This window comes from Streptomyces sp. NPDC005791, from assembly GCF_042871485.1.
Taxonomy (GTDB): Bacteria; Actinomycetota; Actinomycetes; order Streptomycetales; family Streptomycetaceae; genus Streptomyces.
Genome location: NZ_JBIAIP010000016.1, coordinates 22,672 through 38,822 on the forward strand (window position 1 = coordinate 22,672; position 16,151 = coordinate 38,822).

A 16,151-nucleotide genomic window follows, 5' to 3' on the forward strand; every position below is an offset into this window, starting at 1 on the left:
CAGGCCGTGTTTCAGGTGGCGGGTGAGTCTTGGGCGGACAGCTCTTCGGCCAGTTCCATACAGCGCAGGCGGGCCGGGGAGAAGTCGTAGGGCATCTTGCCGGTGGCTTCGAGCGCACTCAAGGAGTCAGCCTCCCGCCTGCCGGAGCTGAGGTCGGCTTCGTCCTCGCCGTCATCGGCGGCAGCAGGGTGCAAAGCATCCCAGGCGCCGCAGAGGGCATCGTCGTCTTCACCCAGACCGGACTCCTCGATGACGGCCTGCAGGGCGCATTCGAAGGCGTGGCGCTCGACGGCCACTTGGGCCACCCGTGGATCATCGACGGCGACGCTGTCATCGAGTGCCTCCTCGGCGTCATCGATGCGGTCGGAATCCTCCCGCAGAGTGGGATGCGTGGCCAGGACGACGAAGCGAGTGGCCTGGACGGCCGCGCCGAGCGGGCCGAAGATCCGCTCAGTGACCAGCAGACTGTCCAGGTCCGCCTGACGCAGGGAACCCTCGGGCAGGCCCTTGAGGCGTTCGGAGACGAAGTCGGAGAGCAGGCCCATCCGGCTGCCTTCGGTGCGCATCCGCTGCACGGCGGTCCGTTGCCGCCGCAATTCCGCTTCCTGCTCGGCGAGGGTTTCCTCCAACCGCTCCAGGATGCCCGCGATACTGTCTCCGCTGTCCGCACCGGTGGAAGCCATGCCGGTGGTGAAGGCGTCACGGATGTCGTCCAGGGCGATCCCGGCGTCGGCCATCTTGCGAATCCACAGCAGGCGGATCATGTCGTCGTACCCGTAGCGGCGGCGGTCATCGCCGCCCCGCTCAGGCTCGGGGAGCAGGCCGATCGCGTGGTAATGGCGAAGCGCCCGTGGCGTGCTGCCGGCGAAGGCCGCCGCGTCACCGATCTTGACCTGGCGGGGCGGCATGAAAGACGAATGCATGAGCAGGGACCTTTCCTCAAGGGGTCGGGACGTAAGTCCACCGGACCACGTGCCGCTACGGAAGGTGCAACTCCATACACACCGCCCCGCCACATGCGTCTTCGTGGTGACCCCGCCTCGCGACCTGCCCAGTCCATGGTCTTCAGGTTCGGCGCTCACTCCGCCTGGCGTTCCTTCTGCACAGCACCGCGCCGGCGGGCACCGGCATCATGCTGGTGTGCCCGGCAGATGGTGTAGTCGACATCGACCTCCCGGAGGACCAGCCCGGCCGCAGCAGCCCTGGCCTGTGACAACGTCAGCAGCCGGGCTCACACACCCCGACGCTGCCATCTCCGGAACAGTCCATACAGCGTCTGCCGCGGTCCGTACTCGAACGTCAGGTCCCGCCACGGAACTCAGGTCCCTACCCGCCACCGACTCCAGCACCGACCACTGCTCCTCAGGAAGAGTCCCTCGCCCATATCGTGCTCGTCCACGGGCAGGGCGCGCACAGGAATCCGAACCTGAAACGCGGCCTAGGTGTATTGCCCTGTGAGGTAGCCCGGCACCTGGACTGCCGGGTCCAGGTCGTCGGACGGAACCGGTGCCGCGTGTCCGCGCGTCAGCGGAATCACGCCCGCCCAGTACGGCAGCGAGAGGTCCTCCGGGGCGTCGTTCGGGCCGCCGGTACGGATCTTGGCGGAGACCTCGTCGAGGTCCAGGCGGATCACCGCGGTCGCGGCGAGTTCCTTGGCGTCCGCAGGCCGGGAGTCCTTCGAGCGGCCCGGTACGACCTGGTCGACGAGGGCGTCGAGTGCGATGCGACGCTCCTCCGGGTCGGTCACGGCCCGGGCGATGCCGTGGACCACCACGGAGCGGTAGTTCATCGAGTGGTGGAAGGCCGAACGGGCCAGCACCAGACCGTCCACATGCGTCACGGTCAGGCAGACGGCGAGGCCTGGGTCCGCCGCGCCCGTCGCCCGCAGTGGCCGTGATCCGGTCGAGCCGTGCACGTACAGCCGCTCGCCGACCCGGCCGAAGAGGGTCGGCAGGACGACGGGTGCGCCGTCGCGGATGAAACCCAGGTGGCAGAGGTAGGCCGCGTCGAGTATCGAGTGCACCGTCTCCTGGTCGTACGCGGCGCGCTCCCTGGCGCGGCTCGGGACCGTGCGGTCCGTCGGCTGGTAGGCGGCAGCCTCGGGGAGGCCGGTGCTGTCGGGCGTGGAAGTGTCCGGCATTGCGTACTCCATTGCACTAGTACATAATGTTCTTTGTGCTAGGAGAGTATCGGATCAGTGGGCGGCGTGCATCGGACATTGCCGCGAGTGTGGAGCGCGGGGTCGCGTCGGGTGACCTCGATCCGGGTCATGTGCTGCCGCCCATGCGGGAGTTGGCGTCCCTCCTCGGCGTCAATACGAATACGGTGGCCGCCGCCTACCGGTCCCTCCGGGAGCGCGGAGTGATCGAGACGGCAGGGCGGCGGGGGAGCCGGGTGCGGCCCAGGCCCGCGAGTACGGCGCGCGGCTCGCTCCGGGTGGAAGCGCCTCCGGGGGTGCGTGACCTGGGCGACGGCAACCCCGACCCCGCCCTGCTGCCCGTCCTCGGTGAGGCGTTGGCGGCGGCCGCGGAGGCATACGGCCGGGAGCTCGGCCTCTACGGCGACGCGGCAGTGGTCCCCCGGTTCGCGGAACTCGCCCGGGCCGGCCTGGACGCGGACGGTGTGCCGGACGGGCCGGTAGCGGTCACCTCCGGGGCTCTCGACGCGATCGAGCGGGTGCTCACCGCGCACCTCAAGCCCGGTGACGCGGTGGCTGTCGAGGACCCAGGATGGGGGGCGCTGTTGGATCTCGTTCCGGCACTCGGGATGCGCGTGGTTCCGGTGGCGCTGGACGAGGACGGCCCGCTTCCCGGCGAGGTGGAGCGGGTGCTGCGGGCGGGTGCCAGGGCTCTGGTGGTCACCGACCGGGCGCAGAACCCGACCGGCGCGACGGTGGGGAGCCGCAGGGCGAAGGAGCTGCGGTCCGTCCTCGCGGAGCACCCGGGCGTGCTGCTGATCGAGGACGATCACGGCCACGCCATCGTCGACCTGCCGGTGCACCCCCTGGCGGGGGTCACCGAGCGCTGGGCCTTCGTGCGGTCCGTCTCCAAGGCGTACGGGCCGGACCTGCGGGTCGCCGTGCTCACCGGGGACGGGCTCACCGTTGACCGGGTGACCGGGCGTCAGCGACTGGGACCCGGCTGGGTCAGCGGACTGCTGCAGCGGACCGTGGCGCACCTGTGGGAGACGGGCGCCGTCGACACGGCGGCGGTCTCCCGCTCCTACGGGGAGCGCCGGGACGCCCTCGTGCGGGCGCTCGAGGAGAGGGGGATCGAGGCGTACGGCCGTACGGGGATGAATGTGTGGGTGCCCGTGGGCGACGAGACCGGGGCGGTGGCCAGGATGCTGCACTCCGGCTGGGCGGTGGCCCCCGGGGCGCGGTTCCGGATGACCTCGCGGCAGGGGCTGCGCCTGACCGTCTCGTCACTGTCCACCGCCGACATCGAGCCCTTGGCCGACGCTGTCGCGGCGGCGGCACCACCCGCCCGTCCGGTCAGTCACGGCTGAACGGCCCGGGCGGCGCGACGGCGGGCCGGCCGGTTCCTGCGGTGCCGGGCGGTGTGCGCGAGGCCGCGGACCGGAGGCCGCCGTCGGAGCCGCCGCGGACGTGCCCTCCACGGACCGGGCGCTGCATGCGCCGGTTCCGGCGGGATCCGCCCCGTCCCGTTGCCCCCCAAGATCTGCCGGGCGGCGAGCCGGAGTCACCGCGGGCCGGACAGCTTCCTGAAGTCCCAGGACCTCACGGCCTGTGGGGTGAGGCGGAGCCACGCGTGCCGCTCGTCGTGCGGCAGGGAGTCCAGGCCGAAGTACTTCGCCGCGTACAGCCGCTCCGGGCACCTCAGTTCTGCGCAGTCCTGGCCCGTGCGCGGGACCTCGCCGACGAAGGAGACCTCGCCGGACAACTCCACCCCACGCAGCTCGCCGTACTCCACCCCGTCGTCCACCACCACGCTGATCCGCGGGTCGTTCCTGAGCTGTGCCCAGCGCAGGCTCCGGATGAGGGAGTAGAGCCAGACGGAGGTGCCGTCCCACACGAACCACAGGGCCCCGACGTGCGGCATGCCTTCGGGGGAGACCGTGGCGACCCGGCACGTGCGCTGTTCCGTGAGGTAGGCGTCCCGTTCCGGGTCGGTCATCATGATCCGACGGCCGCGACGCTGGGCAACGGTCATGTGGCGCCCTCCTGAGGTCCGGGTTCCGGATGGTTGCGCAGAATCATGGGGCCTGGTCGGTGATCACGCAACGGTCGGCCGGCCTCACACCAGGGAGATGGAACCGTTCTCCACGCGGATCTGCTTCTCCGGAAGCGGCCTGGTCGCGGGGCCGCCTGTCACCTCACCCGTAGCGGCGTCGAACGTGCTGTTGTGGCACGGGCAGTTGATGACGCCGTCGGCGATCCCCTTCACCGCACAGCCCTGATGGGTGCACTTCGAGGAGAACGCCTTGAACGTGCCGGGCTCGGGCTGTGTCACCACGACACCCTCGTCCGCGAAGACCACACCGCCCCCCTCGGGGATGTCGGCCGTCTTCGCGAGAGCCGCACCGTCTCCCTCCTCCGTCGGCCGGGCCGTGTCGGACTCAGAGGTGTCCTGCGAGCCTCCGCACGCGGTGAGTGCGGCGGCCGCTCCCGCCGCACCGACCGCCGCGACGACGGTGCGGCGCCCGAAGCGGGCCTTGCTCCTCTGCGAAGCGCTCATGCCGGCTTTCCCTTCGACGGAGTGACGGGACCTCAGGGGCGGTGGGCGCCGGCGGCCCCGCGCGTTCGGTGGCGCCCGGCCAGGATAACGACCGGGTGGCCGGGCGGCCCTGATCGGCGGACCGCTCGCGGACACGGGGCGCCGTCACTCCCAGACCACGACGTTGCGCCGTACCGGCACGGTTGACGGGCCCGTCGCGAACAGCTCGGGGGAGTGGGCACGGATGCGTTCGATGTCGTTGAAGACCGCCCGTAGATGGTCGCGCATGCGGGAGCGGGCCACTGGGACGTGACCGGCGGTGATGGCTTCGAAGATATCCCGGTGCTGGGCCGTGAAGACGGCCGGCGACACGTTCTCGTGCAGGCCGAGGCGTCGAGCCCTGTCCAGATGTCCCTTGGCCGCGGCGACGGTGGTCCAGACGTCGCCATGACCGCTCAGGCGCATCAGACCGTGGTGGAACGCCTCGTCCAGTGCGAAGAACTCTTCGAGGGCGAGGTCCGGATGCTGCTGCCGTTCGAGATTGTCCCGCAGTTCGCCGACGACGGCCGGGTCGAGCTGCGGTGGCAGGTTGTCCAGGGAGGCGAGCTCCACGGCCTCCCGCAGGAACTGTGCGTCTGCGACCTGCGCCGGGTCCACGCGGGACACGAACGACCCGACCTTCGGGAAGACCTGCACCAGGCCCTCCTGGGCCAGCAGGATCAGACTCTCCCGCACCGGGGTGCGGCTCACCCCGAGGGCGGCGGCGAGCTCGTTCTCCGACAGGGCCGCACCGGGGGGGAGTTCCAGGGTCAGCACCATCTGACGCAGCTTCAGGTAGATGCTGTGCCTGCTGGTCCGCCGCCCGTTCGCTTGAGCCATGCGCCCATCCTACGTACCGGTCGCACCGAGCCCGACCAGCGGTGGAGGGGGTCGGAGCAAGGCGCGGCAGGTCGCGCACCGGGTGGACAGCGGTGGCCGAACTCTTGCCGGGCTGCACGACAAGTGCTTGTATACAAGCCCTGCACGACAGCCGTGCCCGACTGGTCGGGACCGCTCGGGCCCCGGCCCGGCCTCCTGGCCCGTCCGCCACCGCAAGGAGATCCCGTGAGCAAGATCGAACGCGTCGACGTGTTCGTCGCCTCCCCCGGGCGTACGTTCGTCACGTTGCGCATCACCACCACGGACGGTGTGACCGGCCTCGGCGATGCCACGCTCAACGGCAGGGAGCTCGCGGTGGCGAGCTATCTGCGTGACCATGTGGCACCGCTCCTGATCGGCAAGGACCCCGCTCGCATCGAGGACATGTGGCAGTACCTGTACAAGGGCGCGTACTGGCGCCGAGGGCCCGTGACGATGACAGCCGTCTCCGCCGTCGACACCGCGTTGTGGGACATCAAGGGCAAGATCGCAGGGCTCCCCGTTTACCAGCTTCTCGGCGGGCGTTCCAGGGACGGTGTGCTGGTCTACTCGCACGCCAGCGGCACCGATGTCCCCTCCCTCCTCGACGACGTCGAGCGCTACCTGGAGCTGGGCTACCGCGCAGTCCGGGCCCAGGCCGCGGTGCCCGACGTGGGCGGCACCTACGGCGTCCGCAAGGGAAAGGTCTACGAGCCGGCCGCGACCGAGCTGCCGGACGAGCAGCCGTGGGACACGGAGGCGTATCTCGGTTTCGCGCCCACCTACCTGGAGGCGGTGCGTGAGCGCTTCGGCTTCGGATTCCACCTTCTGCACGACGTCCATCACCGGCTGAGCCCGATCGAGGCGGCACGGTTCGGCAAGAGCGTCGAAGCCTGCCGGCTGTTCTGGATGGAGGACCCCACCCCGGCCGAGAACCAGGAGTCCTTCCGGCTGATCCGCGAGCACACGACCACACCGATCGCGGTCGGTGAGGTCATGAACTCCATCTGGGACGTCCAGCACCTCATCACCGGACAGCTCATCGACTACGTACGCACCACCGTCGCCCACGCGGGCGGCATCACCCACCTGCGGCGGATCTTCGACCTCGCCGCGCTCTACCAGGTACGCACCGGATCCCACGGGGCGACCGACCTCTCCCCGGTCAGTATGGCCGCCGCCGTACACCTCGACGTGACCGTGCCGAACTTCGGCATCCAGGAGTACATGGGCCATCCCGAGGAGGCCGCCGAGGTGTTCCGTACCGGTGTCACCTTCGCCGACGGGATGCTCCACCCGTCCGAGGAACCGGGTCTGGGCGTGGAGTACGACGAGAAGGCGGCCGAGCGTTTCCCCTATCGGCGGCGCTACCTCCCGGTCGCGCGCCGTCTCGACGGCTCGGTGCACGACTGGTGAGCGCCTCGCACCTGCCTCCGCTGAACCACGCGTCGCTGTCCCGGATCGCTCCGGACCTGCGCCCCGCCGTGAACCCGGCCGAACTGCGCACGCGCATCGTGCACTTCGGACTCGGTGCCTTCCACCGGGCCCATCAAGCCGTATACACCGAGAACGCCGCCGCCCGCTCCGGTGAGCCCTGGGGCATCACCGCCGTCGCGCCCCGCTCGGCGGGTACCGTGCGTGCCCTGCGGGACCAGGACTGCCTCTACTCGCTCACCGAACGCCGCCCCGGCCGCAGCGTGAGCCGCGTCGTGGGCGCGGTCGTCGATGCCCTGACGATGGGGCCCGACGCCGAGGCCGTCGACGCCCTGCTCACCGACCCGGACGTCACCGTGGTGACCCTGACCGTCACGGAGAGGGGCTACCACCGGTGCCCGTCGACCGGTGGGCTGGACCTCACGGCGGCGCCCGTGGCCGCCGACCTCGAGGCGCCGCCCGGCGGCCCTCTCACCACGGTGGTGGGCCGGCTGGCCGCAGGGCTGGCCGCGCGGACGCGGGCCGGAGCGCCGCCGGTCGGCGTCGTGTCCTGCGACAACATGGCGGGCAACGGCGACGTGCTGGGCAGGGTCGTCCGCGACTTCGTCCGGGCCTCGGCCTGGCCGGACCGCGACGACGTACTGGACCGGATGGCCGGGAGCGTGGCCTTCCCCTCGACCGTCGTGGACCGGATCGTGCCCGCGTCCTGCGAGGCCGACCTGAAGACGGCCTCCGACGCGCTGGGGGTGTACGACGCCCTGCCCGTGGCCGGGGAGCCCTACCGGCAGTGGGTCCTGGAGGACTCGTTCATCGCGCCAAGGCCGCCCTGGGAACGGGACGGCGCCTTGTTCGTGCCGGACGTCACGCCGTACCAGCTCACCAAGCTGCGGCTGCTGAACGGTTCGCACTCCGCGCTCGCTCATCTGGGCCTCGCCACCGGATGCGTCACGATCGCGGGCACGATGGCGACGCAGTGGGGAGAGAGCGTCGTGCGCGCCCTGTGCGCGGAGGTCGCCGCGACCCTCCCCGCTGGAGGCCCCGACCCCGTCACCTATGCCGACGACCTCGTCGGGCGGTTCCGTAATCCCGCGATGCACCACCTCCTGCGGCAGATCGGCTCCGACGGCTCGCTGAAGATCGTGGAACGCTGGCTTCCCGCCCTGCGCGAGCTGCGCGGACGTGGTACGGCCACTCCGGTCCTCGAACTGGCCCTCGCCGCCTGGGCGCACGGCACACGCCCTGGAGCCATCGGCGCCGGCGACCCCGCCGCCGGCGCGCTCGCCGCCTGCTGGTCGGCTCCGGCCCGGCCCGCGGAAACGGTACGCGCGCTGTTGCGCGTCCTCGGCGCGGCGGACCTGGCCGATGACGACGACCTCACCGCCGCTGTCGCGGACCGACTGCCGGCACTGCGCGCCGGCCGCGTCGAGATCTGAGCCGCCGACTGCGGACCCATTCGTCCCCCACACCGATCGACGTCCCCGAACAACGGAGTTCACGATGAAGGACAGTGCTGTCGCCGCGGAGCAGAAGCGCCCCGCGCAGCGCACCACGGGTGACCTGACCCGAGCCGCCGTCTCGGGCTGGCTGGGCACGGCCATGGAGTTCATGGATTTCCAGCTCTACTCGCTGGCCGCGGCGATCGTGTTCAACAAGATCTTCTTTCCCGACGTCAGTCCCGCCATCGGTCTGATCGCCGCGATGGCCACCTACGGGGTGGGATACGTCGCACGCCTTGCCGGTGCCGTCTACTTCGGCCGGATGGGAGACCGGATCGGCCGCAAGCGGGTCCTCTACCTCACCGTCCTGATGATGGGCGCTTCCACCACCCTGATCGGCGCCCTGCCCACCTACACCACCATCGGCATCCTCGCGCCGATCCTGCTCGTCCTGCTCCGGCTGGTGCAGGGGTTCGGCGCCGGCGCGGAGATCGCCGGGGCTACCGTACTGCTCGTCGAGTACGCGCCTGTCCGCCGACGAGGCCTGGTCGCCTCACTGGTCTCGCTCGGCACCAACTCAGGGACACTCGCCGCCTCGGGTCTCTGGGCGATCCTGCTCGCGGTGCTCACCGAGGAGCAGTTGCTGTCCTGGGGCTGGCGCCTGCCCTTCCTGCTCAGCTTCGGACTGATGTTCTTCGCCGTCTGGCTGCGCCGAGGGCTCAAGGAGAGCCCTGTCTTCGAGGAACGCCCCGATGTGGTGGACGGTGTGGCGCTGGCCCGCGACGAGGTGGAGTCGGCCATCGCCGACGCCGACCGCGGAGCGGCCGACGTCCTGGCGGCCGGCATCCGGCAGCGTAAGGGCAAGGCCTTCTTCGTCGCGCTGGGACTGCGCTTCGGCCAGGCGGGCAACTCGGGGCTGATCCAGACCTTCCTCATCGGCTACATCGCCACCGAGCTCGCCGTCGGCCGCTCCGTCCCGACGGACGCGATCGTGTACGGCTCCCTGCTGGGCTTCGCCACCGTGCCGGTCGTGGGCCTGCTCGGGGACCGTTTCGGGCGGCGCGTGCTCTATCTCGCACTCAGCCTGCTGACCGTCGTCATCGCCTTCCCGGTGATGTTCCTGATCAGTTCCGGCTCGACCCCGGCGGTGATGATCGGCATGGTGCTCGGTCTGAACGTCGGAGTTCTCGGACTGTTCTCGCTGGAGAGCGTGACGATGGCGGAACTCTTCGGCTCGCGAACCCGCTTCACCCAGCTCGCCCTCGCCAAGGAGATCGGCGGCATCCTCGCCACTGCTATCGGCCCCGTACTGGCGGCCACGCTCACGGCCCTCACCGGTAGCTGGTGGCCCATCGCGGCGATGCTCGTCGTCTACTCGCTCATCACATTCGTCAGCGCGTTTCTCGCGCCGGAGACCCGCGGACGCGACCTGGTCCGCCTGGAGGACGCCATATGACCGCCGTTGCTGGAGAAGACCGCAGGCGTGCGGCAGTCGGCGAGGAATCCCGTACTGCGCCGGACGCCGGCGGACGGCGCATGCGGGCCGTCGTGGTGCACGGTGCGGGCGATCTGCGTGTCGACGAGAGGGACCGGCCGGTGCCGGGTGCGGGAGAGGTGCTCCTGGCCATGGAATGGGGCGGGATCTGCGGTTCCGACATCGCCTACTGGAGGAACGGGACATCCGGTACGGCCGCGCTCGCGCATCCCCTGGTACTCGGTCACGAGGTCGCGGGCCGCGTCGCCGCGCTCGGTCCAGGCGTCGCGGAACGCGGTGACACCCGCCTCGGTGAAGGAACACCGGTGACCGTCCACCCGGCCCGACTCGTCGGTGACGGGGTGTTGCCGGAGCGGATCGCCGGGCGCGCCAACCTCTACCCGCACGTCCGTTACTTCGGCTCCGCGGCCTTCACCCCGCACACCGACGGCGGGTTCAGCGAATACCGCACGGTCCGCGCGGAGCAGATCCGGCCTCTGCCGAACGGGGTGAGCACCGAACAAGGTGCCTTGGCCGAGCCGTTGGCCGTGGCCCTGCACGCAGTCGGCCGGGTCCCCGACCTGCGCGGCCGGACCGTCCTGGTCAACGGCGCCGGACCGATCGGCTCCCTCGTCGTGGCCGCCGCCAGGCACAGGGGAGCGGGCACCGTCATCGCCGCGGACCTGTCGGCGGCCGCCCTCGCCGTCGCCCGTGCGATGGGTGCCGAGGAGACCCGCGACCTGGCGCGGGGCGATGTACTCCCGCAGGAGGTGGACGTGGTCTTCGAAGCGTCCGGTGCCCCGGCCGCCCTGGGCCCGGTACTGCGCGCCACCGCGCGGGGCGGCACGCTCGTCCAGGTCGGCAACCTGCCGGGGGCTGCCGCACCGGCGGTCCTCGGTGACCTGGTGACCCGCGAGATCACGTGGATCGGGTCGTACCGCTTCGTCGAGGAGATGGACGACGCCCTGCGTGCCCTGCAGGAAGGACTGGACCTGACCCCACTGATCACCCACCGCTTCCCGCTGGCACGCGCGGAGGAGGCGCTGGCGATCGCCGCCGACCCGGCGGCCGGCAGCAGCAAGGTCATGCTGCGCCTGTCCGACGCGTGATGCACCACCCGCACGTCCGCCCCGCGGCCCGTCCTTCGTCCCCGGACGGCGGCCCGGGGACGGGTCAGGGTTGAGGAGGTGTACGGCGGTCTGTCCTGAGGGAGCTTCCAGGAGCGCTCGCGGCTCCCGCACTGCGGCCGCGAGGAGGTGGCCGTCGCGGGCGGCGTGCAGGAATTCGGGGCGAGGCCGACGATGGAGTGCTCGGTGACGCGGGTGCGGGGGGCGTCGCGGTGGTTCCGGTGCCGGGTCAGGACGCCGGTGGGGTCCGCGTGGACGGTCTCACCCGGTTTCGGGTGCTCGACGGTGTCAGGTTCGCCGAGCGGGGGTGCCCAGCAGTGCGCGGGTACGCGCGCCGTCGGGGTCGTCACGCAGTTCGTAGATCTCTATGCGCTGGTCGGGCCGGTCCGCCTGGGCCCAGAGCTGGAAGTCGACGGTGATCTCGCCGACCCGGGGGTGGAGCATGCGTTTGGTTCCGGCGACGCATTCGCCGACGCGCCCTGAGGCCCACAGAGCTGCGAAAGCGTCGTCACGGACGCACAGCTCACCGATCATGCGGGTCAGGGCCTCGTCCTCCGGGTACTTTCCGCTGATGAGCCGCAGGTAGGCGACGTAGTCCGCGGCTTCCTGGCCCCAGTCCCGGTACAGGGCGCGGGCCTGGGGGTCGAGGAAGAGCAGGCGGGGCAGGGAGGGACGGTGGTCCGGGCGGTCGGGGGCGTCAACGGGCAGGTGCGGGGCGATCAGCGCGTGCCCGGATGCGTTCCAGGCCAGGACGTCGTTGCGTCGCCCGAGGATGACCGCGGGGCGCGCGGCGACCAGGGACAGCAGGGTCCGTGCGTTCGGGCTGACGGTTTCCGGGCCGGAGCCCGTGCCTGCGGCGGGAGTGCGTCTGGTCCGCGCGAGGTCCAGCAGGTGCTCGGTCTCGGTGACGGACAACTGCAGCGCCCGGGCCAGGGCGAGCAGGACCTCGTCGGAGGCGCGGCGGCTGTGGCCCTGCTCCAGACGTGTGTAGTACGTGACGCTGACCCCGGCCAGCTGCGCAACCTCTTCCCGCCGCAGGCCGGGCACCCGTCGGCGGACACCGAACCCGTTCATGGGGGTCGCTTCCGGCGGGAGGGCGGCACGCTTCGCCCGGAGGAAAACAGCAAGATCACCGGGATCATTCATATATCAACCGTATGCGGTGGGCCCGGACGCGACCATATCCCTGCCGGTGCCACCCTTCCCGAGGGGTGCAAGGAGCGGGATCTGGTAGCTGACCTGCACATCCTTCACGGTCGGGAGCATGCCTCCACCCATCCTCGCTCTCGCACTGACCGCCTTCGCCCTGGGAACCGCCGAGCTCGTCCCCAACGGTCTGCTGCCCCTCATCAGTGACGATCTCGGGGTTTCGGTGTCCCAGGCGGGCTGGGTGACCACCAGCTTCGCGCTCGGCGCGATGATCGGCGGACCGCTCGTCGCCGCCGTCACCCTCCGCCTTCCCCGCAAGCCCCTCGTGATCGTCCTGGCTCTCATCTTCCTGATCGCCAACGCCATCACCGCCCTTACCGGAAGCCTGGTGGTGGTGTCCCTCTCCCGAGCCCTCGCCGGAGCGATGCTGGGCGGATTCCTCGGCATCGCGATCACCATCGCCGGCGGCATGGTCGCTCCCACCCGGCGTGCCACGGCCATCGCCGTGGTCTTCACCGGATTCACCGTCTCCAACGTGATCGGCGTCCCCATCGGCAACATCGTCGGACGTGCGGCCGGCTGGGAGTCGGCCTTCTGGGTCGTCTCGGGCCTCGCCGCCGTAGGCGCACTCGCCATGTGGCTCCTTCTGCCCGGCACATCCGCGGGCGGCGACGGCGCGGGCGAGGACCGCGGCTTCACCGTCCTGCGCAGCGGAGCCCTCTGGACCGCGTTCCTCGCCATCGCGCTCAGCTACGGCGGCCTGTTCGTCGTCTACACCTACGTCGCCCCGTACCTGACCACCGTCACCGGCGTGGCCGCCGGATCCGTCACCTGGCTGCTGCTCCTGTTCGGCGCGGGCCTGATCTTCGGCAACACCCTCGGCGGCCGCTACGCCGACCGCTCGGTGTCCCGCACGGTGATCGTCATCCTCGGCATTCTGATCCTCGGACTGCTGGCCCTGTGGGCGCTGGGCACGGTCCTGCCCGCCGTGCTGGTACTCCTGGTGCTGCTCGGCGGTGCGGGCTTCGGCATGGTGCCCCCGCTGCAGTCCTATGTCCTGCACATCGCCGGTACCGCGTCCGCCCTGGTCTCCGCGCTCGCGGCCGCCGCGTTCAACGGAGGCGTCGCCCTCGGCTCGGCAGTCGGCGGCCTCGCCTTGAACCGCGCACCCCACTACCCGGTGCTGGCTCTGGTGGGCGCTTCCATGACCCTGCTCGGACTGATCCTCTTCCTGTTCACCCACCACTGGCACCAGGCACGCCGAGCCACACCGCAGGGCGATCCGGTGGTCCAGCACGCCTGACCGGCGCCGGATCACCGCCGCCGGCTCTCAGCAGGGCTGGCCCCTGCCGACCGGTGCGTCACCGGATGGGTGACGCACACAGTGCCGGGCGGGGGACTGCCCTCCGGATCTTGCGAGGCGGTGCGGAGCCCGTGGTGTTCAAGCGCCCGGAAGGAAGAGGCAGAACGGATGGCCGTGGGAGTCGCGAAGGACCCGCACGTCCATCGCGCGCTGACGGGAAGCACCCCAGGCGATGCCGAGTCGGGCCGCGTGCCCGTGCACCGCCTCGACGTGTTCCCGCTCCGTCTTCTGCGGGAGAGGTCCGTCCTCGGTCTCTTCGACGCCCCCACGTGGACGTGGACCGGCCGCCGTGGCCGTCGGACGCGCCGATCACACCGCTGCCGGCGGCCGCGAGCATCCGTGGTGCTCGGCCGGTCCGGGCCCGAGGACGCTGCCGTTACAAGTCCCCCGCTCCATGAAGTCCGAGGCGGTCGAGCCGCACGTACCCGACGACACCATGCCCCCTCATTCCCTACGGAGCCGGCTCCGCCCCTGTGACGCATCCCTCCGGCGGGAGCTGCGAACGGCCTCCGGCCCGCTCTTCAGCCAGCTCCTCGTAGAGGGTGTGTGCGGCTGTCGGGCGGCCGGTTCAGCCGGTGAGCCGGGGGGCGGTGGTGCGTGTCCCACGCCGGTCGGCGAGGAGGGCGAGGGCGGCGCCGACGACGACCCAGAGGGTGAGGACGAGCACGGGCGGGCCGGCGCCGGCACCGTCGAAGAAGGCGTTGACGCGCAGGAGGGTGCCTGAGGCGCCCGGAGGGAGGAGCTGGCCGAGGGTGTCCCAGCCGCCGGGGAGCCAGTGAGGGCCGGTGGCGAGGCCGGCCAGGGGGTTTCCCAAAAGCATCATCAACGAGCTGCCGAGGGCGAACCCGGCTGTGCCGAGGAGCGCTTGGAGGCCGAGGAGAGTCGCGGACACGGCGGCTACGCCGAGGGCGATCCCGAGGGAGGTGAGTCCGTAGGTGCCGTCGATCGAGTGCGTGGCGAACTGGAGGACGGCGGCGACGGCTGCCCCCGCGACGACCGAGAAGAGCAGGGCTCCGGTCAAGCGGGTCCGTATGCCCCGGTGACCGGGGAAGGTGCCGTTGAGAATCATGGCGGGGAAGATGCCGCCGAAGATCATGGGCAGGAGCGCGGAAGTCAGCCCCGCGCCACGGGGGTCGTCGTCGGTGAAGGGCACCAGATCGTGGACGGTGGCGTGCGTGGTGTGCTGTGCGGCGAGGCCTTCGCCCAGTGTGGTGAGAGCGCTGGTGGCGGAGGGGCCGCCGGCGGTCGCGGTGTAGACATCGACACCGTGATCGGTGAGAGCGAGGCCCCCTGTCACCTCACGGTCCTCGACTGCGGACTGCACAGCGGTGGACGTCTCGTAGAGGCGTACGTCCCATGCGTCTGCGTCGACGTTCGCCCGCAGCGCTTCGGTGGCCTCCTGCGGGCCGGTCACGGCGACGGGGATGTGATGCGGGCCGCTGTGCAGCGAGGGCAGCGCGAATGCGCACAGCATCGTGGTGACCAGAGCGGCCAGGCCGAGGACGACCCAGGTCAGCTTGCGGCCCGTACCGGGCGGGGAGGAGTGGCTCGACATCCTGCGACTTTCTTGGAGTGGGAGGGCGGAGCCACTACTCCGCCGGGGTAGGGGAGGGGCTCCGCCCTGGCGCCGCGGACCCGAGGCCGCGGAGGCCGAAGCGGTGATCTGTGTGGCCCTGATCCTGCGGCGGACGCGTGCCAGCAGACAAAACATCGGACAGGGCCGCCCTGGCCGGGGAGGGAACGGCCCGACGTCGCCTTGCGGTGGCCTACTGGCAGCGGGCGTTGTCCGCGGTCCTCACGCGCGCACTGCCGCGGCGGCGCAGATCCAGTTCCTGAACTCGACGGCGTAGTGCCGCAGGTGGTGCTCCAGGACGTCCTTCGGGCACGACGTGGGCATGTAGACGGTCAGGTTTGCGGTGAAGCCGTCAGCGGTGTCACCGAACTGGGTCAGCGCCCGCCCGACGACGGTGCCGTCCGCCAGGAAGAGGTTCGAGGACATCTTGTGCGGGAACTCGGTCTCCGGGAGGAGCTCCTGCGCGTCCGCGGCCCAGGCCATGGAGTCCGTTCCCCAGCCCCCCATGTAGAAGGAGCAGACGTAGGGGCCGATGTTCTCCACCACGTTGAAGGATCCGTCGCCCGCGGGGGTCATCGCGTAGTGCTCGGGGTGCGCCGTGAGGAGTGCGTTCTCGTCGGCGGCGAACGCCGTCTCCATCCAGGCCAGGAACTCGCCCGATGTGAGGCCCCGGGCCGAGAGCACCGTCGTGCCCGCCTCGAATTGTCCGTCGGAGGTGCGCGCGCTCTCCCGCAGGAAGGAATTGCCTTCCTCGATGTCCGCGGCCAGGAGGTCGAGCAGGCCCTGGCGCCCCAGACGCGCCCTGAAGCGGTTCAGGACGCGGCGTGCGTAGAACAGCTCGAAGTCGTCGATGCTTCCGGGGCCGGTGGGTCCCGACTCGAGCGTGACGGCTACGGACAGGGAGGCCTTGTTGTCGGTCATGGTCGAACCCTTCGATATGTGAACGCGAATTCACGTTCGCTTATCGAGGTTACCCGCGAGGGGAGGCCACTTGTCAAAAGCAACTGCCGGGACCACCGCCG

General features: G+C 70.9%; 14 protein-coding genes and 1 pseudogene. 6 read left to right on the forward strand and 9 right to left on the reverse strand.

Annotated features, from left to right (window positions below; genetic code table 11):
* Positions 1-11: 11 nt before the first annotated feature.
* Complete coding sequence (locus ACFYSH_RS27395; protein ID WP_359473476.1) at positions 12-923, reverse strand: MerR family transcriptional regulator; 912 nt, start codon at positions 921-923, stop codon at positions 12-14.
* A 515-nt stretch (positions 924-1,438) separates the two neighbouring features.
* Entirely contained in the window at positions 1,439-2,140 is a 702-nt protein-coding gene (locus tag ACFYSH_RS27400; protein WP_359473271.1) for a pyridoxamine 5'-phosphate oxidase family protein, read from the reverse strand.
* 35 nt (positions 2,141-2,175) lie between these two features.
* On the opposite strand from ACFYSH_RS27400, the gene ACFYSH_RS27405 reads away from it, so the two are divergent.
* Positions 2,176-3,507 carry an aminotransferase class I/II-fold pyridoxal phosphate-dependent enzyme gene (locus tag ACFYSH_RS27405; protein ID WP_388756012.1) on the forward strand — a complete coding sequence of 444 codons (1,332 nt, stop codon included), beginning with the start codon at positions 2,176-2,178 and terminating at the stop codon, positions 3,505-3,507.
* A gap of 194 nt (positions 3,508-3,701) precedes the next feature.
* Here the strand turns inward: ACFYSH_RS27405 and ACFYSH_RS27410 are convergent, their stop codons facing one another.
* The 3 genes from ACFYSH_RS27410 to ACFYSH_RS27420 all read right to left on the reverse strand — a co-directional run bounded on the left by ACFYSH_RS27410 (position 3,702) and on the right by ACFYSH_RS27420 (position 5,555).
* On the reverse strand, positions 3,702-4,172 hold the full coding sequence (locus ACFYSH_RS27410; RefSeq protein WP_359473277.1) for a pyridoxamine 5'-phosphate oxidase family protein: 471 nt from the start codon (positions 4,170-4,172) through the stop codon (positions 3,702-3,704).
* An 84-nt stretch (positions 4,173-4,256) separates the two neighbouring features.
* Positions 4,257-4,697 carry a Rieske (2Fe-2S) protein gene (locus ACFYSH_RS27415; RefSeq protein WP_359473280.1) on the reverse strand — a complete coding sequence of 147 codons (441 nt, stop codon included), beginning with the start codon at positions 4,695-4,697 and terminating at the stop codon, positions 4,257-4,259.
* Positions 4,698-4,841: 144 nt separating this feature from the next.
* Positions 4,842-5,555: a GntR family transcriptional regulator gene (locus ACFYSH_RS27420; RefSeq protein ID WP_359473283.1), complete on the reverse strand. Its 714-nt coding sequence runs from the start codon at positions 5,553-5,555 to the stop codon at positions 4,842-4,844.
* Between the two features lie 225 nt (positions 5,556-5,780).
* On the opposite strand from ACFYSH_RS27420, the gene manD reads away from it, so the two are divergent.
* The 4 genes from manD to ACFYSH_RS27440 all read left to right on the forward strand — a co-directional run bounded on the left by manD (position 5,781) and on the right by ACFYSH_RS27440 (position 11,026).
* Complete coding sequence (gene manD / locus ACFYSH_RS27425) at positions 5,781-6,989, forward strand: D-mannonate dehydratase ManD (protein WP_359473286.1); 1,209 nt, start codon at positions 5,781-5,783, stop codon at positions 6,987-6,989.
* A complete protein-coding gene (locus ACFYSH_RS27430) occupies positions 6,986-8,440 on the forward strand; it encodes a mannitol dehydrogenase family protein (RefSeq protein WP_359473289.1) in 1,455 nt (484 codons plus the stop codon). The genes manD and ACFYSH_RS27430 overlap by 4 nt, the downstream gene beginning before the upstream one ends.
* Before the next feature lie 64 nt (positions 8,441-8,504).
* The gene (locus ACFYSH_RS27435; RefSeq protein WP_388756017.1) at positions 8,505-9,899 is read left to right on the forward strand and encodes an MFS transporter; all 1,395 of its coding nucleotides are present in this window, start codon (positions 8,505-8,507) and stop codon (positions 9,897-9,899) included.
* Positions 9,896-11,026, forward strand: a complete 1,131-nt coding sequence (locus tag ACFYSH_RS27440) for an L-idonate 5-dehydrogenase (RefSeq protein ID WP_388756019.1) — start codon at positions 9,896-9,898, stop codon at positions 11,024-11,026. The genes ACFYSH_RS27435 and ACFYSH_RS27440 overlap by 4 nt, the downstream gene beginning before the upstream one ends.
* A gap of 66 nt (positions 11,027-11,092) precedes the next feature.
* Here the strand turns inward: ACFYSH_RS27440 and ACFYSH_RS27445 are convergent.
* A pseudogene (locus ACFYSH_RS27445) lies at positions 11,093-11,349 on the reverse strand (hypothetical protein); the annotation flags it as partial.
* Positions 11,333-12,190: a helix-turn-helix transcriptional regulator gene (locus ACFYSH_RS27450; RefSeq protein WP_359473298.1), complete on the reverse strand. Its 858-nt coding sequence runs from the start codon at positions 12,188-12,190 to the stop codon at positions 11,333-11,335. The pseudogene ACFYSH_RS27445 and the gene ACFYSH_RS27450, both read right to left, overlap by 17 nt.
* Before the next feature lie 118 nt (positions 12,191-12,308).
* Between ACFYSH_RS27450 and ACFYSH_RS27455 the strand changes: the two genes are divergently transcribed.
* On the forward strand, positions 12,309-13,496 hold the full coding sequence (locus tag ACFYSH_RS27455) for an MFS transporter (protein WP_388756022.1): 1,188 nt from the start codon (positions 12,309-12,311) through the stop codon (positions 13,494-13,496).
* A gap of 628 nt (positions 13,497-14,124) precedes the next feature.
* Here ACFYSH_RS27455 and ACFYSH_RS27460 read toward each other — a convergent pair.
* Together ACFYSH_RS27460 and ACFYSH_RS27465 are read right to left on the reverse strand one after the other, a co-directional pair.
* Positions 14,125-15,111: a hypothetical protein gene (locus ACFYSH_RS27460; protein WP_388756025.1), complete on the reverse strand. Its 987-nt coding sequence runs from the start codon at positions 15,109-15,111 to the stop codon at positions 14,125-14,127.
* A 240-nt stretch (positions 15,112-15,351) separates the two neighbouring features.
* Positions 15,352-16,050 carry a hypothetical protein gene (locus ACFYSH_RS27465; RefSeq protein WP_388756028.1) on the reverse strand — a complete coding sequence of 233 codons (699 nt, stop codon included), beginning with the start codon at positions 16,048-16,050 and terminating at the stop codon, positions 15,352-15,354.
* Positions 16,051-16,151 lie beyond the last annotated feature (101 nt).

Coding starts and splice junctions, on each gene's coding strand:
- ACFYSH_RS27395 (WP_359473476.1), bottom strand. CDS start 923: ATGCATTCGTCTTTCATGCCGCCCCGCCAGGTCAAGATCGGTGACGCG.
- ACFYSH_RS27400 (WP_359473271.1), bottom strand. CDS start 2,140: ATGCCGGACACTTCCACGCCCGACAGCACCGGCCTCCCCGAGGCTGCC.
- ACFYSH_RS27410 (WP_359473277.1), bottom strand. CDS start 4,172: ATGACCGTTGCCCAGCGTCGCGGCCGTCGGATCATGATGACCGACCCG.
- ACFYSH_RS27415 (WP_359473280.1), bottom strand. CDS start 4,697: ATGAGCGCTTCGCAGAGGAGCAAGGCCCGCTTCGGGCGCCGCACCGTC.
- ACFYSH_RS27420 (WP_359473283.1), bottom strand. CDS start 5,555: ATGGCTCAAGCGAACGGGCGGCGGACCAGCAGGCACAGCATCTACCTG.
- ACFYSH_RS27435 (WP_388756017.1), top strand. CDS start 8,505: ATGAAGGACAGTGCTGTCGCCGCGGAGCAGAAGCGCCCCGCGCAGCGC.
- ACFYSH_RS27440 (WP_388756019.1), top strand. CDS start 9,896: ATGACCGCCGTTGCTGGAGAAGACCGCAGGCGTGCGGCAGTCGGCGAG.
- ACFYSH_RS27450 (WP_359473298.1), bottom strand. CDS start 12,190: ATGAATGATCCCGGTGATCTTGCTGTTTTCCTCCGGGCGAAGCGTGCC.
- ACFYSH_RS27455 (WP_388756022.1), top strand. CDS start 12,309: ATGCCTCCACCCATCCTCGCTCTCGCACTGACCGCCTTCGCCCTGGGA.
- ACFYSH_RS27460 (WP_388756025.1), bottom strand. CDS start 15,111: ATGTCGAGCCACTCCTCCCCGCCCGGTACGGGCCGCAAGCTGACCTGG.
- ACFYSH_RS27465 (WP_388756028.1), bottom strand. CDS start 16,050: ATGACCGACAACAAGGCCTCCCTGTCCGTAGCCGTCACGCTCGAGTCG.